This is a genomic window from Enterobacter pseudoroggenkampii (assembly GCF_026420145.1).
GTDB classification, from domain to species: domain Bacteria; phylum Pseudomonadota; class Gammaproteobacteria; order Enterobacterales; family Enterobacteriaceae; genus Enterobacter; species Enterobacter pseudoroggenkampii.
In genome coordinates this window covers 356,098-380,375 of record NZ_JAPMLV010000002.1, presented here as the reverse complement: position 1 = coordinate 380,375, position 24,278 = coordinate 356,098, and the positions used below count along the sequence as shown (strand labels likewise).

Annotated in this window: 19 protein-coding genes and 1 pseudogene; 8 read left to right on the top strand and 12 right to left on the bottom strand. The window is 59.6% G+C overall.

Annotated features, from left to right (window positions below):
* Positions 1–13: 13 nt before the first annotated feature.
* The 5 genes from OTG14_RS14985 to OTG14_RS14965 are packed head-to-tail and all read left to right on the top strand — an operon-like array spanning position 14 to position 6,078.
* Positions 14–1,147 carry an amidohydrolase/deacetylase family metallohydrolase gene (locus OTG14_RS14985; protein ID WP_248272835.1) on the top strand — a complete coding sequence of 378 codons (1,134 nt, stop codon included), beginning with the start codon at positions 14–16 and terminating at the stop codon, positions 1,145–1,147.
* On the top strand, positions 1,131–2,249 hold the full coding sequence (locus OTG14_RS14980; protein WP_248272834.1) for a DgaE family pyridoxal phosphate-dependent ammonia lyase: 1,119 nt from the start codon (positions 1,131–1,133) through the stop codon (positions 2,247–2,249). Before OTG14_RS14985 ends, OTG14_RS14980 begins: the two co-directional genes overlap by 17 nt.
* Positions 2,246–2,986, top strand: coding sequence for a 2-dehydro-3-deoxy-phosphogluconate aldolase (gene dagF / locus OTG14_RS14975; RefSeq protein ID WP_024907273.1), 741 nt, complete (start codon positions 2,246–2,248; stop codon positions 2,984–2,986). Before OTG14_RS14980 ends, dagF begins: the two co-directional genes overlap by 4 nt.
* A 25-nt stretch (positions 2,987–3,011) precedes the next feature.
* The gene (locus OTG14_RS14970; RefSeq protein ID WP_267215318.1) at positions 3,012–4,148 is read left to right on the top strand and encodes a lactonase family protein; all 1,137 of its coding nucleotides are present in this window, start codon (positions 3,012–3,014) and stop codon (positions 4,146–4,148) included.
* Positions 4,149–4,167: 19 nt separating this feature from the next.
* On the top strand, positions 4,168–6,078 hold the full coding sequence (locus OTG14_RS14965) for a BglG family transcription antiterminator (protein ID WP_267215317.1): 1,911 nt from the start codon (positions 4,168–4,170) through the stop codon (positions 6,076–6,078).
* Positions 6,079–6,110: 32 nt separating this feature from the next.
* On the opposite strand, the gene nrdG is transcribed toward OTG14_RS14965, so the two are convergent.
* The 5 genes from nrdG to treR all read right to left on the bottom strand — a co-directional run bounded on the left by nrdG (position 6,111) and on the right by treR (position 13,420).
* Complete coding sequence (gene nrdG, locus OTG14_RS14960; protein WP_267215316.1) at positions 6,111–6,575, bottom strand: anaerobic ribonucleoside-triphosphate reductase-activating protein; 465 nt, start codon at positions 6,573–6,575, stop codon at positions 6,111–6,113.
* A gap of 141 nt (positions 6,576–6,716) precedes the next feature.
* The gene (nrdD, locus tag OTG14_RS14955; protein ID WP_267215315.1) at positions 6,717–8,855 is read right to left on the bottom strand and encodes an anaerobic ribonucleoside-triphosphate reductase; all 2,139 of its coding nucleotides are present in this window, start codon (positions 8,853–8,855) and stop codon (positions 6,717–6,719) included.
* A 374-nt stretch (positions 8,856–9,229) separates the two neighbouring features.
* A complete protein-coding gene (treC, locus tag OTG14_RS14950; RefSeq protein WP_267215314.1) occupies positions 9,230–10,873 on the bottom strand; it encodes an alpha,alpha-phosphotrehalase in 1,644 nt (547 codons plus the stop codon).
* Between the two features lie 51 nt (positions 10,874–10,924).
* Positions 10,925–12,343, bottom strand: a complete 1,419-nt coding sequence (gene treB, locus OTG14_RS14945) for a PTS trehalose transporter subunit IIBC (protein WP_024907267.1) — start codon at positions 12,341–12,343, stop codon at positions 10,925–10,927.
* A 129-nt stretch (positions 12,344–12,472) separates the two neighbouring features.
* Positions 12,473–13,420: a trehalose operon repressor TreR gene (gene treR, locus OTG14_RS14940; protein WP_024907266.1), complete on the bottom strand. Its 948-nt coding sequence runs from the start codon at positions 13,418–13,420 to the stop codon at positions 12,473–12,475.
* A gap of 391 nt (positions 13,421–13,811) precedes the next feature.
* On the opposite strand from treR, the gene mgtA reads away from it, so the two are divergent.
* A complete protein-coding gene (gene mgtA, locus OTG14_RS14935) occupies positions 13,812–16,520 on the top strand; it encodes a magnesium-translocating P-type ATPase (RefSeq protein WP_045335516.1) in 2,709 nt (902 codons plus the stop codon).
* A gap of 199 nt (positions 16,521–16,719) precedes the next feature.
* Positions 16,720–19,104, top strand: coding sequence for a beta-N-acetylhexosaminidase (locus OTG14_RS14930; protein ID WP_267215313.1), 2,385 nt, complete (start codon positions 16,720–16,722; stop codon positions 19,102–19,104).
* Between the two features lie 50 nt (positions 19,105–19,154).
* Here the strand turns inward: OTG14_RS14930 and ridA are convergent, their stop codons facing one another.
* From ridA to OTG14_RS14910, 4 genes are all read right to left on the bottom strand, one after another.
* Positions 19,155–19,541, bottom strand: coding sequence for a 2-iminobutanoate/2-iminopropanoate deaminase (gene ridA / locus OTG14_RS14925; protein WP_024907263.1), 387 nt, complete (start codon positions 19,539–19,541; stop codon positions 19,155–19,157).
* A 73-nt stretch (positions 19,542–19,614) separates the two neighbouring features.
* Entirely contained in the window at positions 19,615–20,076 is a 462-nt protein-coding gene (gene pyrI / locus OTG14_RS14920) for an aspartate carbamoyltransferase regulatory subunit (protein WP_023310197.1), read from the bottom strand.
* Between the two features lie 12 nt (positions 20,077–20,088).
* A complete protein-coding gene (pyrB, locus tag OTG14_RS14915) occupies positions 20,089–21,021 on the bottom strand; it encodes an aspartate carbamoyltransferase (RefSeq protein ID WP_024907262.1) in 933 nt (310 codons plus the stop codon).
* A gap of 34 nt (positions 21,022–21,055) precedes the next feature.
* On the bottom strand, positions 21,056–21,160 hold the full coding sequence (locus tag OTG14_RS14910) for a pyrBI operon leader peptide (RefSeq protein WP_022646880.1): 105 nt from the start codon (positions 21,158–21,160) through the stop codon (positions 21,056–21,058).
* On the opposite strand from OTG14_RS14910, the pseudogene OTG14_RS14905 reads away from it, so the two are divergent.
* Positions 21,140–21,257, top strand: a pseudogene (locus OTG14_RS14905) (hypothetical protein). The gene OTG14_RS14910 and the pseudogene OTG14_RS14905 overlap by 21 nt on opposite strands.
* Before the next feature lie 3 nt (positions 21,258–21,260).
* Here the strand turns inward: OTG14_RS14905 and OTG14_RS14900 are convergent.
* The 3 genes from OTG14_RS14900 to argF form a co-directional block, all read right to left on the bottom strand.
* A complete protein-coding gene (locus OTG14_RS14900) occupies positions 21,261–21,740 on the bottom strand; it encodes an arginine repressor (RefSeq protein ID WP_267215338.1) in 480 nt (159 codons plus the stop codon).
* 80 nt (positions 21,741–21,820) lie between these two features.
* Positions 21,821–23,224: a YfcC family protein gene (locus OTG14_RS14895; protein ID WP_024907260.1), complete on the bottom strand. Its 1,404-nt coding sequence runs from the start codon at positions 23,222–23,224 to the stop codon at positions 21,821–21,823.
* A gap of 47 nt (positions 23,225–23,271) precedes the next feature.
* Positions 23,272–24,276: an ornithine carbamoyltransferase gene (gene argF, locus OTG14_RS14890; RefSeq protein WP_032651476.1), complete on the bottom strand. Its 1,005-nt coding sequence runs from the start codon at positions 24,274–24,276 to the stop codon at positions 23,272–23,274.
* Positions 24,277–24,278 lie beyond the last annotated feature (2 nt).

Here is a 24,278-nt window from a genome sequence, read left to right as displayed (position 1 = left end):
TCAGGAGATCCTCATGTTTGATTTACTCCTGCGCCGTGCGCGCTTTGCCGACGATACCCTGACCGATATCGCCATTCAGGACGGGAAGATCGCGGCGCTGGGCGACATTGACGCCCCCGCGCATAAAACGGTTGAGCTGAACGGCGATGTGTTCGTCAGCGCAGGCTGGATTGACTCCCACGTTCACTGCTACCCGAACTCCCCGATTTACCACGACGAGCCCGACAGCGTCGGCGTTGCCACCGGCGTCACCACCGTAGTGGACGCGGGCAGCACCGGCGCCGACGACGTGGACGATTTCTATGAGATCACCCGCAAGGCCTCCACCGAGGTTTTTGCTCTGCTGAACATCTCCCGCGTAGGGCTGATTGCCCAGAACGAGCTGGCCAATATGGCCAATGTTGATGTCGACGCGGTGAAGCAGGCGGTGAAGCGCCACCCTGATTTTATCGTCGGCCTGAAGGCGCGCATGAGCAGCAGCGTGGTCGGTGAAAACGGCATTACGCCGCTGGAGCGCGCCAAAGCCATTCAGAAAGAGAACGGCGACCTGCCGCTGATGGTGCACATTGGCAACAACCCGCCGAACCTCGACGAAATTGCCGAACTGCTGAGCTCGGGCGACATCATCACCCACTGTTACAACGGCAAGCCTAACCGCATTCTGACGCCCTCCGGCGAGCTGCGCGCCTCCATCACCTCCGCCCTGAAGCGCGGCGTGCGTCTGGACGTCGGCCACGGTACGGCGAGCTTCAGCTTCGAAGTGGCGAAACGCGCCATCGCGATGGGCATCCTGCCGCACACCATCAGCTCGGATATCTACTGCCGCAACCGCATCAACGGCCCGGTGGGCTCGCTGGCAAGCGTGATGTCGAAATTCCTCGCCATCGGCATGTCGCTGCCGCAGGTGATTGACTGCGTGACCGCGAACGCCGCCGACGGCCTGCGCCTGTCGCATAAGGGCCGCATTCAGCCGGGTCTCGACGGCGACCTGACGCTGTTCACGATTAAACGTCAGCCGACGGTGCTGACGGATGCCGAAAACGACAGCCTGCAGGCTGAACACATTCTGGTGCCGCTTGCCGCGATCCGCGCGGGCAAGGGCTACATGACCGAACAAGGGAGCACGGAAAATGTCTTCGATTTATGAGAAGTATCGCTTAAAGCAGGTAATCAACACCTCTGGCCGCATGACGGCGCTGGGCGTCTCCACGCCGCGCCCGGAGGTGGTGCAGGCGGCGATGGACGGGATGAATCACTATTTCGAGATGAAGGATCTGGTCAACAAAACCGGGGAATACATCGCGAAGCTGCTGGACGTGGAAGGGGCGACGGTCGTCTCCTGCGCGTCGGCGGGCATTGCCCAGTCCGTGGCGGCAGTGCTGGTCAAAGACAGCGACTGGCTGCTGGAAAACCTGCACGTGACCCCGATTGAGAACAACGAAATCGTCCTGCCGAAAGGCCACAACGTGAACTTTGGCACGCCGGTGGGCACCATGGTGGCGCTGGGCGGCGGCAAGCTGGTGGAGGCGGGCTACGCCAACGAATGCTCTGCCGATCAGCTGGCGGCGGCGATCACCCCGCGCACGGCGGCGATCCTCTATATCAAATCGCACCACTGCGTGCAGAAAAGCATGCTCAGCGTCGAGCAGGCGGCAGTCGTCGCACGTAAACACGATCTCCCGCTGATCGTCGATGCCGCGGCGGAAGAAGATCTGCACGTGTACTACCGCTCCGGCGCGGACCTGGTGATCTACAGCGGCGCGAAGGCGATCGAAGGGCCAACCAGCGGGCTGGTGATCGGCAAAACCCAGTACGTAGAGTGGGTAAAACGCCAGACGGCGGGCATTGGCCGCGCCATGAAGGTGGGTAAAGAGGGCATTCTTGGCCTGACCTGCGCCATCGAACACTACCTGACGGCGACCAAAGAGAGCGGTGCCGAGATGGTGGCGAAGATGACGCCGTTTATTGACGCGCTCAACACCCTGAACGGCGTCACCGCGCGCGTGGTCTGGGACAGCGCCGGTCGCGACATCGCCCGCACCGAGATTAAGTTCGACGAAGCCGCAACGGGCGTCGGCACGGGCGATCTGGTGGCGAAGCTGAAACAGGGTGAATACGCCATTTACTTCCGTGGCTACAAGGCCAACGAAGGGATTATCGAGGCGGACGTGCGCAGCGTGAATGCTGAGCAGCTGAACATCGTGTACCGCCGCATTAGCGAAGTGTTAGGACAGGAGAAAAATGCATGAAACTGACCCCCAACTTTTACCGTGACCGCGTCTGTCTGAACGTGCTGGCAGGCTCCAAAGCCAACGCCAGCGCCATTTACGAGGCGGCGGAAGGTCACGTGCTGGTGGGCGTGCTCTCCAAAAATTACCCGGACGTGGCGAGCGCCGTCGCCGATATGCGCGAATACGCCGCCCTGATTGATAACGCGCTCTCCGTTGGCCTGGGCGCGGGCGACCCGAACCAGTCGGCAATGGTGAGTGAAATCTCCCGCCAGGTGCAGCCGCAGCATGTTAACCAGGTGTTTACCGGCGTGGCTACCAGCCGCGCGCTGCTGGGGCAGAATGAATCCGTGGTCAACGGTCTGGTCTCCCCGACCGGCACCGTCGGGATGGTGAAAATCTCTACCGGACCGCTGAGCAGCGCGGCGCCGGACGGCATCGTGCCGGTTGAAACCGCGATTGCCCTGCTGAAAGATTTCGGCGGCAGCTCAATCAAGTACTTCCCGATGGGCGGCCTCAAGTGCCGTGACGAGTACAAGGCGGTGGCGGAAGCCTGCGCCCGTCACGACTTCTGGCTGGAGCCAACCGGAGGTATCGATCTGGAAAACTATGAGGAGATCCTGCAGATCGCCCTCGACGCGGGCGTGAGCAAAATCATCCCGCATATCTACAGCTCAATTATCGACAAAGCCAGCGGCGATACGCGTCCGGAAGATGTGCGTACCCTGCTGGCGATGACGAAGAAGCTGGTGAAGTAGAACTCACACATATACAGGAGCCACCATGCACACCCGTACCCTGCTTGTCGCTTCACTTTCTTTACTGACCACTGCCGCGATCGCCCAGACGCAATACGCCTGGGTGGGCACCTACAACCCCAACGGCGAAGGGCTGTACCGCTTTACCGTTGACCCGCAAACCGGCGCGCTGGCGAATAAAACGCTGGTGAGCAAACTGCCGAATGCGGCGCAGTTGACCCTTTCACAGGACGGCAAAACGCTGTATCTGGCAAGCGAAGTGGAGCAGGGCGTGGTGCAGGCGCTGCGCGTCGGCGATAACGGTGAGCTGAGCGAGCTCAATCAGGTGGCCTCCGGCGGCGCGGGGCCGGTTTACCTGTCGCTGACCCCGAACGGTCGCCATCTGCTGGTGGCCAACTACGTCAGCGGGTCGATTGCCGTTTTGCCGATCAAGGCAGACGGCAGCCTGGGTGAAGCCACGGACACACATCAGGACAAAGGCGAACCGGGCGCGGCGAAGCCCGAAGCCGCTGCGGAGGGCAGCTTTGCCATCAGCGATCATAATGGCCCCCACGCGCATATGATCGCCGCCGATCCGAGCGGAAAATATGTGTTTTCCACCGATCTTGGGCTGGATCGCCTCTACCAGTACCGTTTTGACGATCGAACCGGGAAGCTGACGCCGAACGATCCGCCGTTTATCAGCGCCTCCTCGAAAGGCGCCGGGCCGCGCCACTTTGTCTTTACGCCAAAAGGCGATGCCCTGTGGCTGATTAATGAAGAGGCGTCTACGCTCACCCATTATACCGTGAACGCCAACGGCACCTTAAAAGAGGGCAAAACGCTTTCAGCCCTGCCGGAAGGCTACAAAGGCACCAGCTTTGCTGCCGGGCTGGCATTAAGCGCTGATGGCAAACAGCTGTATGTGGCTAACCGTTTGCATAACAGCATCGGGCACTTTACCGTAACAGCGGAGGGTACGCTGACGCATCAGGACGATGTGTGGACGTGTGGTGATTATCCCCGCACCCTGACGCTCGATAAACAGGGGCGCTGGCTGTACGTCATGAACCAGCGGAGCGACAACATTACCCGTTTCCGCGTCGGTCAGGACGGCAAGCTAAGCTTTGAGCCAGACTATACCCCGGTCGGCAGCCCATCCCAGATGGTCATTTCACCTTAAGCCGTAAGAGGACAAACCCGTGCGATTTCCGAACCAACGTTTAGCGCAACTTTTCGAACTGTTGCAAAACGAGACGCTGCCGCAGGACGAGCTGGCGCAGCGGCTGTCGGTCTCCACGCGAACCGTCCGTGCGGACATTACCGCCCTTAACGCGCTGCTGGCCAGCCACGGCGCGCAGTTTATCCTGAGCCGGGGCAACGGCTACCAGCTCAAAATTGAGGATGCCGGGCGCTATCAGCAGCTTCAGGCATCCCACCCGCGCGCGCTGCGTATCCCGCGGACCGGGCCGGAGCGCGTGCATTATCTGGTGGTGCGTTTTCTCACCTCGGCGTTTTCGCTTAAGCTGGAGGATCTGGCGGACGAGTGGTTCGTCAGCCGCGCCACGCTGCAAAGCGACATGGCGGAGGTGCGCGAGTGGTTTCATCGTTACAACCTGACGCTGGAAACCCGCCCGCGCCACGGCATGAAGCTGTTTGGCAGCGAGATGTCCACCCGCGCCTGCCTGACCGATCTGCTCTGGGAGCTGGCGCAGCAGGACAGCCTGAACCCGCTGGTGACCGACGTGGCGCTGAATGCGGGCGTGGCGGAGCAGATGGTGCCGGTGCTGCACGACGCCCTGACGCGTCACCACATTCGCCTGACCGATGAAGGCGAGCTGTTCCTACGCCTGTACTGCGCGGTGTCGGTGCGGCGCATCAGCGAGGGCTATCCGCTGCCGGAATTCCACGCCGAAGACGTGGAAGAGAACGTGCGCGAGGCGGCGAAAGATATCGCGGTGACCATCCAGCAACTGGCAGGCAAAACGCTTTCGCCGTCGGAGGAGAGCTGGCTGTGCGTGCACATTGCGGCGCGGCAGATTCAGGAGATTGCCCCGAGCGCAATTAACGCCGATGACGACGAAGCGCTGGTCAACTACATCCTGCGCTATATCAACACCCACTATAACTACAACCTGCTCAGCGACGCGCAGCTGCACGCGGACCTGCTCACGCATATCAAAACCATGATTACCCGCGTGCGGTATCAAATCATGATCCCCAATCCGCTGCTGGATAACATCAAGCAGCACTACCCGATGGCGTGGGACATGACCCTCGCGGCGGTGTCGAGCTGGGGCAAATACACGCCGTATGTGATCAGCGAAAACGAGATTGGTTTCCTGGTGCTGCATATTGGCGTCGGGCTGGAGCGTCACTACAACATTGGCTACCAGCGTCAGCCGCGCGTGCTGCTGGTATGCGACGCCGGTAATGCCATGGTGCGCATGATTGAGGCGGTGCTGCAGCGTAAATACCCGCAGATTGAGGTCACGCGCACGCTCACCCTGCGCGAGTACGAGCTGGCGGAAACGATTGGCGAAGACTTTGTGATCGCCACCGCCCGCGTCAGCGAAAAGTCAAAACCGGTGGTGACGATCGCCCCGTTCCCGACCGACTATCAGCTGGAGCAGATCGGCAAGCTGGTGCTGGTGGACCGCACCCGCCCGTGGATGCTGGATAAATACTTCGACGCGGCCCATTTCCGCATTATCGACAAGCCGATCGATCAGCTGACGCTGTTCCGCGAGCTGTGTGAACAGCTTGAGGCCGAAGGCTTTGTTGGCGCGGAGTTTCTGGATTCGGTTGTTGAGCGTGAAGCTATCGTCAGCACCATGCTCGGCGACGGCATTGCGCTCCCGCACTCCCTCGGCCTGCTGGCGCAGAAAACGGTGGTCTATACCGTGCTCGCCCCGCACGGCGTTCAGTGGGGCGACGAAACCGCGCACGTCATCTTCCTGCTCGCCATCAGCAAAAGCGAGTACGAAGAGGCGATGGCGATTTACGATATCTTCGTCACCTTCCTGCGCGAGCGGGCGATGTCACGTCTCTGTAGCTGCGAGGATTTTGCCGGATTTAAGGCGGTGGCGATGGAGAGTTTGAGTCGTTTTTGAGATAAGGGCGGATGGATAACATCCGCCTTTGATCAACGCAAATGATGCACAACCTGGTTGCTGCTGCCGCGCCAGATAAGCGCCGGGTCTTTTAAATCCTGCATGAACTTGCCGTCGACCAGCACGTTAATCAGATCCACGACTTCCATTTGCTGCGCGTTCAGCTCATCCAGCCTGTAGCCTGTCCAGACCCAGATATCTTTTCCCGTACACTCTGCCCGAATGCGCTTCACCAGCTTCAGGATATCCGGCACGTTTTGCGGGTGCAGCGGATCGCCGCCGGAGAGGGAAATCCCCTGACGGTGAATGCGCGTGTCGTTCAGGTCGTTGACGATCTTGTCTTCCATTTCAGCGGTAAACGGCATGCCGGAATTTAAGCGCCAGGTGCTTTTGTTGTAGCAGCCAGGGCATTCGTGGACGCAGCCTGAAACAAACAGGGTGCAGCGGGTGCCGGGGCCGTTGACGATGTCGACGGGGTAGTACTGGTGATAGTTCATAGCGTTAACCTGATGCCCTCACCCCGGCCCTCTCCCACAGGGAGCGGGAGAAAACCGGAGTCAGGCTTAGCAATGTGCTCGATCGGTTCCCTCTCCCTTGAGGGAGAGGGGTAGGGTGAGGGGGAGAACCCTGCGCAGAACTTACCCGATCTGCCCATTCCCCAAATGCTTCACGCGGCGCTTCACCTCTTCCTGCTTGCCCGCGTTAAACGGACGCGCGTCCGGGCTGCCGAGGTAGCCGCACACGCGACGAGTCACGGAGACGCGGGCTGCATCGTGGTTGCCGCATTTCGGGCAGGTAAAGCCTTTACTCGTACACTCGAACTCACCGGTAAAGCCGCACTCGTAGCACTCGTCGATAGGCGTGTTGGTCCCGTAATACGGCACGTGCTGATAGCTGTAATCCCACACGTCCTCCAGCGCCTTCAGGTTGTGCTGAATGTTCGGGTACTCGCCGTAGCAGATGAAGCCGCCGCTGGCGATCGGCGGATAGGCCGCTTCGAAGTCGATCTTGTCGTACGGGTTCACCTTCTTCTCCACGTCGAGGTGGAAGCTGTTGGTGTAATACCCTTTGTCGGTCACGCCTTCCACAATCCCGAACTCGGCGGTGTCCAGACGGCAGAAGCGGTCGCACAGGTTCTCGCTCGGCGTACTGTAGAGGCTAAACCCATAGCCGGTTTCCTCTTTCCACTGGTCAACCGCGTCGCGCAGGCGCTGAACGATGGCGATGCCTTTTTCGCGCAGGGCCTCACTGTCGTACATGTGCGTGTCGCCAAACAGCGCGTTGATGGTTTCGTGGATGCCGATATAGCCCAGCGAAATCGACGCGCGACCGTTTTTGAAGATCTCAGACACGTCATCGTCCGCCTTCAGGCGCACGCCGCAGGCTCCTTCCATATAGAGGATCGGCGCGACGCGGGATTTCACCCCTTCCAGACGGGCGATACGGGTCATCAGCGCTTTCCGCGCCAGCTGCAGACGTTCATCCAGCAGTGTCCAGAATTCAGCTTCATTACCTTTTGCCTCCAGCGCGATGCGCGGCAGGTTCAGGCTGATGACGCCCAGGTTGTTGCGCCCGTCGTGGATCTGCTCGCCGTTTTCATCCTCGTACACGCCGAGGAAGCTGCGGCAGCCCATTGGCGTTTTAAACGAACCGGTGACTTTGACGACCTGATCGTAGTTCAGGATGTCCGGGTACATGCGCTTGCTCGCGCACTCCAGCGCCAGCTGTTTGATATCGTAGTTTGGATCGCCAAACTTGTGGTTCAGGCCGTCGCGAATCGCGAACACCAGTTTCGGGAACACCGCAGTTTTGCGGTTTTTGCCAAGGCCGGAAATACGGTTGCGCAGGATGGACTGCTGAATCAGGCGTGATTCCCAACTGGTGCCAAGACCAAAACCGAAGGTCACAAACGGCGTCTGGCCGTTGGCGGTGTGCAGCGTGTTCACCTCATATTCCAGCGACTGGAAGGCGTCGTAGCACTCTTTCTCGGTGCGGGAATGGGCGTAGCCGTCAGCGTCCGGGATCTGCCACTCTTCAGCCGTTTTACGATGCTTGTTGAAGCTCGCCGTGACGAACGGAGCCAGCACTTCGTCAATGCGGTTAATGGTGGTCCCGCCATAAATGTGGCTGGCGACCTGGGCGATAATCTGCGCCGTGACCGCGGTGGCCGTGGAGATCGACTTAGGCGGTTCAATCTCGGCGTTACCCATTTTAAAACCGTGGGTCAGCATGCCTTTCAGGTCGATCAGCATGCAGTTGAACATCGGGAAGAATGGCGAGTAGTCGAGATCGTGGTAGTGAATTTCGCCGCGCTCGTGCGCAGACACCACGTCGCGCGGCAGCAGATGCTGACGGGCATAGTGTTTGGCGACGATACCGGCCAGCAGATCGCGCTGGGTCGGGATCACTTTACTGTCTTTATTGGCGTTTTCATTGAGCAGGGCGGAGTTGGTCTGCTCGACCAGGCCACGGATCTCCTGGTTCAGACGACCGCGCTTCTCGCGCTGCACGTCACGATCGTGACGGTACTCAATGTAGGCGCGCGCCAGCTGCTTGTAGGGCCCTGCCATCAGCTGGTTCTCAACCGCGGTCTGGATCTCGTTGATATCGACCTGGCTGCGTTCATTCATCTGGCTGCTAACGACTTCTGCGACGGTGGCGCAGTAATCTGCGTCATCGACTCCCGCTGCTTTAGCTGCACGCAGAATGGCTTCCTGGATGCGCTCTGATTTAAACGGCACTTTACAGCCATCACGTTTCATCACATGCGGTGTCATGATCACTCCATTTTTGAAAACAGGTTATCCACAGAGGTGGAGAAGTATTCACCGGACGCATTTCCCGCCAGGCCAAAGACTTCCCGCGTTCCCGGCTCGTGTTATCCACAATTCCGGCCAGCGTAAGCGCCGTCTTGTTGTTGGAATAGTAGACGATAAATACAAGATATTGGGTCGGCGTGCATTTTAAGTGCTACATATAGTGATTTGCATCAAACATGTTTGCGATTTATTTGATTCAGAACAAAGTAAAAAGGCGAGAGTACAAACGGCGGGCGCTACAGCATTTGTAAAGGCGAGCGAGAAAAATCTGATTAATTATTCAACAAAAACAGTAAAGTAAGCCGGGTGCAGGGCTGCACCCGGCAGGACGGTTACTGTTGCAACCACCAGACGGCTTCAAACGGACGCAGCGACGTCGTTGGTGGTGTCGGGTAGTTACTCATCATTACCTGCAACTTACCGCTGAGAAGGTCTGTCTGCCATTCCTGAGGCGTATTGCTCAGGTTCGCCGCAACGATCAGGGTCTGTCCCTGCCACTGGCGACGGTAGCACCACAGAGAAGGGTGTTCCGGCAGGAGATCTTCATAATCTCCCCACGTCAGCACCGGCAGGGTTTTGCGCAGGCTAATCAGCGACTGATAGGTATAGAAGACGGAATCCGCATCGTCGAGCGCCGAGCGGGCGTTCACGGTTTCGTAGTTATCGCAGACGCCAATCCACGGTTCACCCTCGCTAAAGCCCGCATTGTGCGACGCGTCCCACTGCATTGGCGTGCGGCCATTATCCCGGGACTTACTCGCCAGAATCGCCAGTAATTCATCCGGATCGCGGCCGTTGGCGCGCAGTTCGGCGAACATGTTCAGGCTTTCCACGTCGCGGTAATCGGTGATGCGGCTGAAGTGCGGGTTCGTCATCCCCAGCTCTTCGCCCTGATAGATATACGGCGTGCCCTGCATACCGTGCAGCACCATGCCGAGCATTTTCGCGGCGTGAACCCGGTATTCTCCTTCGTCACCGAAGCGCGACACGATGCGCGGCTGGTCGTGGTTACACCAGAACAGGGCGTTCCAGGCTTTGTTATGCATCCCCTGCTGCCAGTGGCGGAAGAGGGTTTTCAGCGCCACGAAGTCCGGCTTCGCCTTCGTCCACTTTTCGCCGCCGGGATAGTCCACCTTCAGGTGGTGGAAGTTAAAGGTCATCGACAGCTCGCGGCCATCGAGAGAAGCATACTGCTGGCAGTTCTCCAGCGAAGTCGAGGACATCTCGCCTACCGTCATCAGGTTGCGCGGGGTAAAGACGTCGCGGCTCATCTCCTGCAGATATTCATGGATGCGCGGCCCGTCAGTGTAGAAGCGGCGACCGTCACCCGTCTCATCATTCGGGAAATCCTGATCTTTCGAAATCAGGTTAATGACATCGAGGCGCAAGCCGTCGACGCCGCGGTCGGCCCAGAACTCGCACACCTTTTTCAGCTCGGCGCGCACCGCCGGATTTTCCCAGTTGAGGTCCGCCTGCTCCGGCGCGAACAGGTGCAGATAATACTGCTCGCTCCCCGCGTGCCAGCGCCAGGCGTTGCCGCCAAACTTGGAGCGCCAGTTGTTAGGCAACTGCTCAGGCGTGCCGTCGCGCCAGATGTAGAACTGGCGGTACGGGCTCGCGTTGTTCAGCGATTCCCGGAACCAGGGGTGCTGGGTTGAGGTGTGGTTGAACACCATATCCAGCACGATGCGAATGCCGCGCTGGTGCGCCTCGGCGACCAGCTCGTCAAAATCATCCAGCGTGCCGTACGCCGGGTCGATGGCGGTGTAATTCGCCACGTCGTAGCCGTTATCCACCTGCGGGGAGATATAAAACGGCGTCAGCCAGATGGCGTCGATGCCGAGGGTTTTCAGGTAGTCCAGACGCTGCGTCACGCCGCGTAAATCGCCTGTGCCGCTGCCGGTGGTGTCCTGGAAACTCTTGGGGTAAATCTGGTAGATAACGCCGTTTTGCCACCAGTGAGGAAGGGTATTCATAGTGTGTTCCTGCAAATGCGAAGGGGCGCAACTGCGCCCCGAAAGAGAGAGTTAAACAATCTGCAGCGAGCCCTGACGGAACTTACGCTGGTAAACCACGGTAGTCAGCGCCATTGGGACGACGATCGCGATGGCCATTGCCAGGGCGAACACCTGCCAGTAAGCGGGCTGGATGGAGAGGATGCCCGGCAGGCCGCCGACGCCAATCCCGTTTGCCATTACGCCGTTCAGTCCGCACACCAGGCCCGCCAGACCGGAACCGATCATCGCGCAGAGCATCGGGAAGCGGTATTTCAGGTTGATACCGTACATCGCCGGCTCGGTGACGCCGAGGTAGGCGGAGATGGCCGCCGGAACGGAGATCTCGCGTTCGTTGTGCTTGCGGCTGACGATGATGATGCCGGTCACCGCGGACGCCTGAGCAATGTTAGACAGGGCGATAATCGGCCAGACCGGCGTGCCGCCGAGGCTCTGGATCATCTGCATATCAATGGCCAGCGTGGTCTGGTGCACGCCGGTGATCACCAGCGGGGCGTACAGGAAGCCAAACAGCGCGGCGCCAATCGGGGCGAAGCTGCCGGTCATCAGGTGACGCACCGCGAAGGCCACGCCGTCGCCAATCATGCGGCCAAACGGACCGATAAAGGCATGCGCCAGGAAGACCGCCAGAATCAGCGAGCAGACCGGCACCACCACCAGATAGAGGTAATCCGGCACGATGCGCTTCAGTCGGGTTTCAATAAAGCCCAGCGCCAGGCCCGCCAGCAGGGCCGGAATGACCTGCGCCTGATAGCCCACTTTGGCGATGGTAAACAGGCCGAAGTTCCACACCTCAGGCACCTGCTGACCAAGTAAGTAAGCGTTCATTAACTGCGGAGAGACCAGCGTGACGCCCAGTACGATACCGAGGATCGGCGTACCGCCCATCTTGCGCACGGCGGACCAGCAGATCCCGACCGGCAGATAGAAGAAGATCGCCTCGCCAATCAGCCACAGGAAGTCGTACACGGTTTTCAGCGCCGGATACATCTGCGCCAGGGTTTTGCCGTCGCTCATCGGCACGTCGCCGATGACGTTACGGAAGCCTAAGATCAAGCCTCCGCTGATCAGCGCCGGCAGCAGCGGGAAGAAGATCTCCGCGAAGTGGGAAATCAGCTGCTCGTGCCACTTCATGTTCTGGCGCGCGGCCTTCTTCGCCTGCTCTTTATCGGCGGAGGAGTGCCCGGTCGTTGCCAGCAGAGCCTGATAGTAATCGCCCACTTCGGTACCAATCACGACCTGGAACTGACCGGCGTTAGTGAAGCAGCCTTTAACCATGGAGAGTTCTTCAATGGCCTTCGGGTTGGCTTTGGCCGGATCGTTCAGCACGAAGCGCAGGCGGGTAATGCAATGGCTGACGGTAGCGATGTTTTCGCGGCCGCCGACCAGGACGATCAGCCGATCGATATCTGCTTGTTTGACTTTACTCATCATGAAACCTCATGACAGATGGTGAGGGGGTGTAATGACCTGAGCGCAAGCCTACTCCTTCAGCGTGACGGCGAAAATGGGAACGTTCCCGAAATCAGGCGAAGATCACAATAATCTGTTTTAGGAGGGTTACGAAAGGTGAGCGGGAATGACGATCTGACGCGGCTCAGCGCGCCCGTTGATCTGCTCGATCAGCTGCGTGGCGGCCTGTCTGCCGGACTCGGCGTAGCCCGGATCGACGGTGATGATCTCCGGGTGCAGGAACTTCATCAGCGGCGTGCTGCCGACGCTCGCCACCTGCAGGTTATCGATGCGCTGCTCCTGCAGATATTTGCTGGCACCCAGCGCCAGGGTATCCGTGGCGCACACCAGCGCGGTGGTCTGCGGCGTCAGAACGCTGGCGACCTGCTCGTAGCCCTGCTTCATGCCCAGCCCCGGCAGAGAGGCCACGGCGGAGAGGTTGTGCTTTTTGCAAAAGGCCAGATAGGCCTCATGGCGACGCTTGCCTGTGGTGACGTCCGCGTGCGGCACGCCGAGGAAGCTGATATGACGATGGCCTTCGTCAAACAGGCGCTGCATCAGGGTGATAATCGCGCCCTCGTCGTCATAGCAGACGGATGCAAAACCGTGGGCATCGCGCGCCAGCAGCACCAGCGACGGCTGCCAGGGTTTTAGCATCTCGTCTTTGATGCCGGTAAAGCCGAACAGCACCACGCCGTCAATGTTGCGCCGCTGGAGCATGCCCAGATGCTCTTCCACCAGCTGTGGCGAGAACTGGCTCTCCATCATGATCGGGTCATATCCCTGCTCATAGAAGGCGGGCAGCATGGTCTGCACGGCGAGGTTTTCAGACAGAGAATCCAGACGCGAAACAATGATGGCGACCACTTTGTCACTCTGCCCGCGCATGGCGCGCGCGGAGCGGGAAGGGGAAAAGCCGTGCTGATTCATGACCGCCTCAACGCGCTCGCGGGTGCGTTCGCTGACGCCGCTTTCGTTGTTCAGCACGCGTGAGACGGTTGATTTCCCCACGCCGCTTAAACGCGCGATGTCTTTAATCGTAAGGCGGTTCTGCATGCTGTATTCCCTGTAACAACGACAAAATGGTCAATTGAGCCTAATGCTATAGCGCGATTTCGCTATGGGCAAAGTCTGGTTTACGTTCGGTTTATTTGCAGGGGGGTATAATACCGCCCGAATCGTCACAAAGGGTACGCTTAAATCCTTATACTGCGCGGCGACACCCTACTTTTTACTTACCGGAGGCTTCATGGATCCCGATCCCACACCTCTCCTGAACGGGAGAATGCGTTCTTTCCGGTAAGCCAGCCTGTTGCTGACTCACCGGTGATGTGAGGCAGCAACGTCCCAAACGTTCCTGCTTGAAAAATTGAGTGCCTCTCAGGTACGGCCTTGCCACGCCTGAAGGAAATGCTGCGTCCGCATTCGCGGATGCGGAGGAATGACTATGTTTAAAAATATCACCCGGCAGCTGCAGGCCCTGCTGAGCCGCCACCTGCCACACCGTCTGGTTCAGCGCGACCCACTGCCAAACGCCAAAAACATGGCGGGGGCGGCGATCCCCGCGTCCCTGACCGAACGCTGCCTGAACGTGGCGGCGATGGATGAAAATGAAGTCTGGCGCGCCTTTGGCGGGCACCCGGAAGGGCTGAACGCGGCAGAAGTGGAAAAAATCCGCGCCGTGCACGGCGATAACCTCATTCCGGCACAAAAGCCGTCTCCGTGGTGGGTGCATCTGTGGCTCTGCTACCGCAACCCGTTCAACCTGCTGCTGACCGTGCTTGGCCTCATCTCCTATGCGACGGAAGATCTGTTTGCCGCAGGGGTGATTGCCCTGATGGTGGGCATCTCCACGCTGCTGAACTTCATTCAGGAGGCCCGCTCCACCAAAGCGGCGGACGCCCTGAAGGCGATGGTCAGCAACACCGCGACCGTCTCGCGCGTGATCAACGATCTCGGCGAAAACGCCTGGGTGGAATTGCCTATCGACCAGCTGGTGCCGGGGGATCTGGTGAAGCTGGCCGCGGGGGACATGATCCCGGCGGATTTACGCATCATCCAGGCGCGCGATCTCTTCGTCGCGCAGGCCTCCCTGACCGGGGAATCCCTGCCCGTTGAAAAGGTGGCGCGCAGCCGCGACCCGCAGCAGATGAACCCGCTCGAGTGCGACACCCTGTGCTTTATGGGCACCACGGTGGTCAGCGGCACCGCGCAGGCGATTGTCACCGCCACCGGGGGCAACACCTGGTTTGGTCAGCTTGCCGGGCGCGTCAGCGAGCAGGAGAGCGAGCCGAACGCCTTCCAGAAAGGCATTGGCCGCGTCAGCATGCTGCTGATCCGCTTTATGATGGTGATGACGCCGATCGTGCTGCTGATCAACGGCTACACCAAGGGAGACTGGTGGGAAGCTGCGCTGTTTGCGCTCTCCGTGGCGGTCGGCTTAACGCCGGAAATGCTGCCGATGATTGTCACCTCCACGCTGGCGCGCGGGGCAGTAAAACTGTCGAAACAGAAGGTGATCGTCAAACACCTCGACGCCATTCAAAACTTTGGCGCGATGGACATCCTCTGCACCGATAAAACCGGCACCCTGACGCAGGACAAAATCGTGCTGGAGAACCACACCGATATCTCCGGCAAAACCAGCGAGCGCGTCCTGCACAGCGCGTGGCTGAACAGCCATTACCAGACCGGGCTGAAAAATCTGCTCGACGTCGCGGTGCTGGAAGGGGTAGATGAAGAGTCCGCCCGCACGCTCTCCGGCCGCTGGCAGAAGGTGGATGAGATCCCGTTCGACTTCGAGCGCCGCCGGATGTCGGTGGTGGTGAGCGAGCAGACGGATGTGCATCAGCTGATCTGCAAAGGCGCGCTGCAGGAGATCCTCAACGTGTCGACGCAGGTACGCTATAACGGCGACATCGTGCCGCTGGACGACACCATGCTGCGCCGCATCAAGCGCGTCACCGACAACCTGAACCGTCAGGGGCTGCGCGTGGTGGCGGTGGCGAGCAAGTTCCTGCCGGCGCGCGAGGGTGACTATCAGCGTATCGACGAATCCGATCTGATCCTCGAGGGTTACATCGCCTTCCTCGATCCGCCGAAAGAGACCACCGCACCGGCGCTGAAAGCGCTGAAGGCGAGCGGCATTACCGTCAAAATCCTCACCGGCGATAGCGAGCTGGTGGCGGCCAAAGTGTGCCACGAGGTGGGGCTGGACGCGGGCGACGTGGTAGTAGGGAGCGATATTGAACATCTCTCTGATGACGAGCTGGCGAAGCTTGCCCAGCGTACCACGCTGTTTGCCCGCCTGACGCCGATGCACAAAGAGCGCATCGTCACCCTGCTTAAGCGCGAAGGGCACGTGGTGGGCTTTATGGGCGACGGCATCAACGACGCGCCCGCCCTGCGCGCGGCGGATATCGGTATCTCCGTAGACGGGGCGGTCGATATTGCCCGCGAAGCGGCGGATATCATTCTGCTGGAAAAAAGCCTGATGGTGCTGGAGGAGGGCGTCATCGAAGGTCGCCGTACCTTTGCCAATATGCTCAAGTACATCAAGATGACCGCCAGCTCCAACTTCGGTAACGTCTTCAGCGTGCTGGTGGCAAGCGCGTTTCTGCCGTTCCTGCCGATGCTGCCGCTGCACCTGCTGATCCAGAACCTGATGTACGATGTCTCTCAGGTGGCGATTCCGTTTGATAACGTGGACGACGAGCAGATCCAGAAGCCGCAGCACTGGAACCCGGCAGATCTTGGGCGCTTTATGCTGTTCTTTGGCCCGATCAGCTCCATCTTCGACATTCTGACCTTCTGCCTGATGTGGTTTGTGTTCCACGCCAACACCCCGGAACACCAGACGCTGTTCCAGTCCGGCTGGTTCGTGGTCGGTCTGCTGTCGCAGACGCTGATTGTGCATATGATCCGCACGCGCCGCATTCCGTTCATCCAGAGCCGTGCCGCATGGCCGCTGATTGTGATGACGGGGATTGTAATGGCGCTCGGCATCGCGCTGCCGTTCTCACCGCTGGCGAGCTACCTGCAGCTGCAGGCGTTGCCGCTGAGCTACTTCCCGTGGCTGGTGGCGATCCTCGCGGGGTATATGGTGCTGACGCAGATGGTGAAAGGATTCTATGCGCGTCGGTATGGGTGGCAGTAACGGCAAGCCCGGTGGCGCTGCGCTTACCGGGCCTACGATCCGAACGTAGGCCGGGTAAGGCGAAGCCGCCACCCGGCAATAGCTTTCCTCTCAAATTCAACAACCTGTGATCTCCGTCGGCGCATTCGCTTGACGACAAATTGAGCGCATGTTAACAGAATGTTTTGCCTTTATTTGGCCCGTCAGATAAGGAACATTCATGTTACGGTACAGTCTCTTAACCGCCGGGCTGATGCTCGGCGCCTCTGCCTTTGCCGCCCCGGCAGGGGATCTCCCTTTAATGCCCTGGCCTGCGAAGGTCGAACGCCCGACGACCCAGGGCGCGCTGGTGCTTAACGATAAAATCTCTGTCAGCGTCAGCGGCGACGATCTGGGCGACGCCGTCAACCGCCTGCGCCAGCGCATCGCCCTGCAAACCGGCTGGACATTGCAGCCTCAGGCTGAAAAGCCAGACAAACCGACTGTCCGCATTGCCATCGCTAAAAAGGTGAAGCCGCAGCCGCTGCCGGACAGCGATGAAAGCTATAGGCTCACGGTGGATGCTAACGGCGTGACTATCTCCGCCAACACCCGCTTTGGTGCCTTGCGCGCCATGGAAACCCTGCTCCAGCTGATGCAGAACGGAGCGGAAAATACCTCTCTGCCGTGGGTTACCATTGAAGATTCGCCGCGCTTCCCGTGGCGCGGGCTGCTGCTGGACTCGGCGCGTCACTTTATCCCACTGCCGGATATTAAACGCCAGATCGACGGCATGGCCGCGGCGAAGCTCAACGTGCTGCACTGGCACCTGACCGACGACCAGGGCTGGCGCTTCAGTTCGAAGCGCTACCCTAAGCTGACGCAGCTTGCCAGCGACGGGCTGTTCTACACGCCTGAACAGATGCGCGAGGTGGTGCGTTACGCCGCCGAGCGCGGTATCCGCGTGGTGCCGGAGATCGACATGCCGGGCCACGCCTCGGCGATTGCTGTGGCCTATCCGGAGCTGATGAGCGCGCCGGGACCGTACGCAATGGAACGCCACTGGGGCGTGCTGAAGCCGGTGCTGGATCCGACAAAAGACGCAACCTATACCTTTGCCGACGCGATGGTCAGCGAACTGGCGGCGATCTTCCCCGATCCGTATCTGCATATCGGCGGCGACGAAGTGGACGACAGCCAGTGGAAAGCGAACCCGGCTATCCAGCAGTTTATGCGCGACAACAGGCTGGCGGACAGCCACGCGCTGCAGGCTTACTTCAACCGCAAGCTGGAAACGATCCTCGAGAAGCATCACCGCCAGATGGTCGGCTGGGATGAGATCTACCATCCTGACCTGCCGAAAAGCATTCTGATCCAGTCCTGGCAGGGGCAGGACGCGCTGGGGCAGGTGGCGCAGAGCGGCTACAAGGGCATTCTGTCGACCGGCTTTTATCTCGACCAGCCCCAGTCCACCGCCTATCACTACCGCAACGAGATCGTCCCGCAGGGGCTGAACGGCGTGGACGTGATAGCGGACACCGACAGCGCCCAGAGCTGGGCCTTCACCATGCCTCGCCTGAAGGGTAAGCCGGTGGAGGGGAGCTTCACGCTGGTGAAAGGGGATGCGGGCTGGCGCGGGTTTATTGATTTTGCCGGGAAATCCCGTCGCGCGGTGCAGAACATCGAATGGCGCGATGACAGCCAGGTCACGTTTACCGTCGATACGTGGATGGGCGAAACGCGCCCGGTCGTCACCGTCGATAACGACAAGCTTTCCGGCTATTTCCTGGTGGGGAATACGCGCTACCCGATTAGCGGCACGCGTCTGGACGACGTGCCGAAAGGCGTTCCGCCGGTCGTGCCGGACGTGGCGAACCAGGCCAACCTGCTCGGCGGTGAAGCGGCGCTGTGGGCGGAAAACGTGGTGGCGCCGGTGCTGGATATCCGCCTGTGGCCGCGCACGTTTGCGGTGGCGGAGCGGCTGTGGTCGGCGCAGGACGTCAACGATGTCGAAAACATGTACACCCGCCTGCAGGCGATGGACAGCTGGTCGACGGTGTCGGTCGGGCTGCAGCAGCACACCCAGCAGCAGGTGCAGTTCACGCGTCTCGCCGGTAATGCCGACACCCTGCCGCTGCAGATCCTCGCGCAGGCGGTAGAGCCCGCGCAGTATTACACCCGTCAGCACCTGAAGTTCCAGGCCGGAAACTATCATCAGTTCGAGCCCCTCAACCGCTTCGCCGATGCGCTAAACGCCGAAAGTGCCACCGTGCGCCAGATGCACAAATGGGCGGACCGTCTGGTGAGCGATGCGGAGGACACGGAAAGCGCCGACGCCCTGCGCCACGTCTTCAACCGCTGGCAGAGCAACACCAGCGACGCGCTGGCCTTAAGCGAAAACAGCTATCAGCTGAAGGCGATGAAGCCGGTGATCCAGGAGGTGGATAAGCTGGCCTCAATTGGCCTGCGGCTGACGGATCTGGTGGCGCGCCAGGGCACGCTGGATGATAAAGAGATAGCCTCGATTCAGAGCGAGCTGGATAACGTGGCGAAGGTGCAGGACGAAGTGGTGATTGCGGCGGTCTATCCGCTGGAGACGCTGCTTCGCGCCACGCGGAATCAGTAGCGGGCCATAAAAAAAGGCAGCCCAGGCTGCCTTATCGTCGACAAAGCGAATTAGCGACGTACGGCAATCGCTTCGATTTCAATTTTCACGTCTTTTGGCAGACGCGCCACTTCCACGCAGGAGCGCGCCGGGAAGGTGGCGTTGTGCTCGGTGAAGAAGGCTTCGTAGGTGGCGTTTACGGTCGCGAAGTCGTTCAGATCTTTCACGAAAACGGTGGTTTTAACGATGTCGCCCACTTTCAGGCCCGCAGATTCAACGATAGCCTGCACGTTTTCCAGCGACTGACGCGCCTGTGCTGCCACGTCGGTCGGCACTTCACCGGTTTTTGGGTTTACGGGGATCTGACCTGAAGTGATGATCATGCTGCCCAGATCAACGCCCTGAACGTAAGGGCCGATAGCGGCTGGTGCATTTTCCGTCGCGAGTACTTTGCTCATGTTTTCTCCAGAATTACAGCGTTAAGAATGTTCCCGGCCATTATAACAGCCGGGATTTCATTACCAACCTCAATTAGTTGGCCAGCACCACATAATGAGAAAACTCTTTTTCGCAGTATTTGCATTTGAGCGCGATGTCATCGGCGCGTTTTTTCACTGCGAAGCTGGAGGAAACCGGCTCGGCATGGCTGATGCAGTTGCTGTTCGGGCAGACCAGCACGCTTTCAATGCGATCCGGCAGGCTCGGGCGGGATTTACCGACCACTTCATACTCGTCGATGCGGTTGACGGTGGCGTCCGGCGCGTACAGCGACAGCTGGTTAACCTGCTCGTCGGTCAGGAAGGTATTCTCGATTTTGATCAGGTCCTTGCGGCCCATTTCACCTGACGGCAGGTTCAGGCCGATGGTGATGCGCTGGTCGGTTTCGGTCAGTTTGAACAGCGTCAGCAGCTTAAAGCCCACCTGCGCAGGGATGTGGTCAATCACGGTGCCACGCTTGATGGCTTCAACCTGGAGTTTGTTATCGTGTGTCATGGTCGTTTCCCCTTACAGTGCCAATTCGCGATTCAGAACCAGTGCCAGTAACGCCTGGCGGGCGAAGATGCCGTTTCCGGCCTGCTGGAAGTACCAGGCGTGCGGCGTTTTATCCACGTCTGTGGTGATCTCATCGATGCGCGGCAGCGGATGCAGCACCTTCATGTTGTCGCGCGCGCCCTCGAGGTCGCTGGCGCGCAGCACGAACTGTGCCTTCACGTTGGCGTATTCGGACGGATCCAGACGCTCTTTCTGCACGCGGGTCATGTACAGAATATCCACGTGGCTCATCACCTCTTCGATGCTGGCGTGCAGGCTCCACTGAATGCCTTTCTCATCCAGCATGTCGAGAATGTACTGCGGCATCGCCAGCGCGTCAGGCGCGATGAAGTAGAAGCGGTTGCCGTTAAATTTCGCCAGCGCCTGCGTCAGGGAGTGGACGGTGCGGCCATATTTCAGGTCGCCGACCATGGCGATATTCAGGTTCTCGAGCTTGCCCTGGGTCTCCTGAATGGTGAACAGATCCAGCAGGGTCTGCGTTGGGTGCTGGTTGGCACCGTCACCGGCGTTCAGCACCGGAATGCCGCCGGAGAATTCGGTCGCCAGGCGCGCCGCGCCCTCCTGCGGATGACGCATCACAATCGCGTCGACGTAGGTGCTAATCACTGAAATGGTATCCGCCAGGGTCTCGCCTTTTTTACCCAGCGACGTGTTGCTGCTGTCCGAGAAGCCCACCACGCTCGCCCCCAGGCGGTGCATGGAGGTCTCAAAGGAGAGGCGGGTGCGGGTCGAGGCTTCAAAGAAGCAGCTCGCAATCACCTTGTGCTTCAGCAGCTCCGGTTGCGGATTGGCCTTCAGTTTTGCCGCGGTTTCCAGAACCAGTTCCAGCTCTTCGCGGCTGAGGTCGTTTATGGAAATGATGTGTTTTTGATAAAGCGGATTCATGTTTATCTCCTGACGCCGGGCAAAAAAAAGCCCCTCAAATGAGGGGCTCTGGGAATAGGTTTAGCAACGGGAAGAAAAACGGCAGGCCAGCGTCTGATTTCAGACGCGGTAAGACGTTATGTCGTACACGCTTGACCATGCTTCCTCCCGGCAAATTGTCGGGCATTATACGCAGCTCGCTTTTCGGATCAAGCGATTTAATGCACGCTTTACTCAATGCAAACGGTTCTTTATGAATATTAATTCGTTCTGAGTAAATAATTAATTTGCTTATGCACCAGCGCGGTGCGCTTCACGACCCGGGGAGCGACCCAGACGATACTGCTGCCAGCCACCACGCCTAAAATTTCCGGCAGCTGGTGATAATCCAGAATACGCGCCACCGCGCGGCCATATCCGGCGACGGTATGCACAAGGATAAACTCGCTATTATGCTCGACGCTGACCACCATTTCGGACACGGTACGCGCGGCGTCGGGGGCAGGGCGCTGCTGGGGATTCAGCGAATAAATCTTTAGCCCTTTGGCATTTCGAATTTTTATGACACCGAGCAATTTAAGCAGACGTGAAACGGTGGACTGGCTGATGGTCTCAAAACCACGCTCCTGCAAATCCCGGCGGATCTCCTCCTGGGAGAGATAGCTCTTTTCTGCTATCAGACGCTGGCAGACCGTCAGCTGTAGTTGTTCTTTGGGAGAGTACTCTTCGTAATCCATCATAGTTCCCATATCAGTTCCCGAAATAACCGGTGGCACCGCACCGATCCGTAGGCCGGATAAGCGCAGCGCCATCCGGCAAATCACAACAAGGCACCCAGGCTCAACGCCACCATGATCACTACCGTTAATATCCCCAGCAGCGGTGCCACCCATTTCAGATAGCGCACGTAGGGCACGCGGGCGATCGCCAGCCCGCCCATCACGACGGCTGAGGTGGGAGTGACCAGGTTAACGATGCCGGACGCCGACTGGTAGGCCGTGACCACCAGGTCGCGGTTGACGTTAGCGAAATCGGCAAGGGGCGCCATGATCGGCATCGTCAGAACGGCCAGGCCGGACGAAGAAGGCACAAGAAACGACAGCACCACTTCCAGCCAGTACATCACGTTGATGAACGCCACCGTCGATAACCCGGTAACCATCCCCTCGGCGCTGTGCAAAATGGTGTGGGTAATCATGCCCTTATCCATGATCACTACGATACCGCGCGCGATGCCGATAATCAGCGCGACGCCCAGCAAATCTCGCGCGCCGTTGATAAACGTCGAGGTCAGCTCCTCTTCGCTCATGCGGGCGATCAGGCCGACGATAATCGCGCTGGCGAGAAACACCGCCGAAATCTCCGCCATCCACCAGCCCAGCACCGCCACGCCGTAAATCATCACCGCGAAGGCGAGGGCGAAAATCACCAGGATGATTTTGCGCACCGGGGTGAACTCCAGCGACTGTTCGCCCTTGTTGCCGAGGAAATGGGCGCGGTTCTCTTCCTGTTTGTCTGCGACGATAGAGAGGGACGGATCCTTGCGCACCTTGCGGGCGTAGCGCATCACCCACGCCACGCAGATGATCCAGCCGATGACCAGCAGCGCCACGCGCAGGGCGATGCCGTTGGTAAAGGGGATCCCGGCGGCGTTGGCGGCGATGACCGTGGCAAACGGGTTAATGGTGGAACCCAGCGTGCCGATCCCCGCGCCGAGCAGCACGGTGGAGGCGGCGACAACCGGATCGAACCGGGCGGCCAGCATCACCGGCACCAGCAGGGTGTAGAACGGCAGCGACTCTTCGGCCATGCCGTAAATGGTGCCGCCCGCGGCAAACAGCGCCATCAGGATCGGGATCATCCACTCCTCGCGTCCGCGCAGCCGGGTGGTGACGCGCTCGATCCCGGCGTCAATCGCCCCGGTTTTGGTGACGATCCCGAGAAATCCCCCGATGATCAGAATAAACAGCGCCACGTCGATCGCCCCGGCCTGGCCGGAGACCGGATCGTACAGCCCGGCGATGGGCGCCATCAGGACGGAAACCAGCCCTTGCGGATGCGCCGCCACGTGCGCGTACGTTCCGGCAATCGGGACTTCTTTACCGAGGGTGTCGTTCATCGCCATCTGGTACTGACCGGCGGGAACGACCCAGCTCAGCGCCGCCACAACGGCAATCAGAAAAAAGAGAATGGTGTAAGCGGAGGGAAACTTAAACTTGCCCATGATGTTCTCCTTAAACCCGGCGCACCCCGCGGCGCGCCGGGCGGTGATTAGTCGCCGAGTGTCGCCACCATGACCGCTTTAATGGTGTGCATGCGGTTCTCTGCCTCGTCGAAGACGATCGAGTTCGGTGATTCGAAGACCTCTTCCGTCACCTCCAGCCCCTTCAGGCCGTACGCCATCTCGATCTCGCGGCCCACTTTGGTGTGTTCGTTGTGGAACGCCGGCAGGCAGTGCATGAATTTGACGTTCGGGTTGCCGGTGGCCTTCATCACCTGGGCGTTAATTTGATATGGCTTCATCAGGCTGACGCGCTCGGCCCAGGCTTCCTTCGGCTCGCCCATGGAGACCCACACGTCGGTGTAGAGGAAATCGGTCCCCCGCACGCCTTCTTCCACGTCGTCGGTGAGGGTGATGCGCGCGCCCGTCTCTTTGGCGATGGCGCGGCACTGCTCAACCAGCCCGGCTTCCGGCCAGAAGGATTTCGGCGCGACGAGGCGGATATCCATCCCCATCTTGGCTGCGCCCACCATCAGGGAGTTGCCCATGTTGTTGCGCGCGTCGCCGAGATAGGCAAAGCTCAGCTCCGGCAGGGTTTTGCCCGGCGCATGCTCCAGCATGGTCATCAGGTCGGCGAGGATTTGCGTTGGGTGGAACTCGTCGGTCAGGCCGTTCCACACCGGTACGCCCGCGTACTCGCCCAGCTCTTCGACGATGGCCTGACCATAGCCGCGGTATTCGATGCCGTCGTACATGCGGCCCAGCACGCGGGCGGTGTCTTTCATCGACTCTTTATGGCCGATCTGCGATCCGCTTGGGCCGAGATAGGTGACCTGCGCGCCCTGATCGAATGCGCCCACTTCAAAGGCGCAGCGGGTGCGGGTAGAGGTTTTTTCAAAGATCAGGGCGATGTTTTTCCCGACCAGGGTTTGCTTCTCGCGCCCGGCTTTTTTGGCGGCCTTGAGCTCAATGGCGAGGTCGATCAGGTACTGGATCTCCGCCGGGGTGTAGTCCAGCAGTTTCAGGAAGTTGCGGTTTTTCAGGTTGATGGTCATGG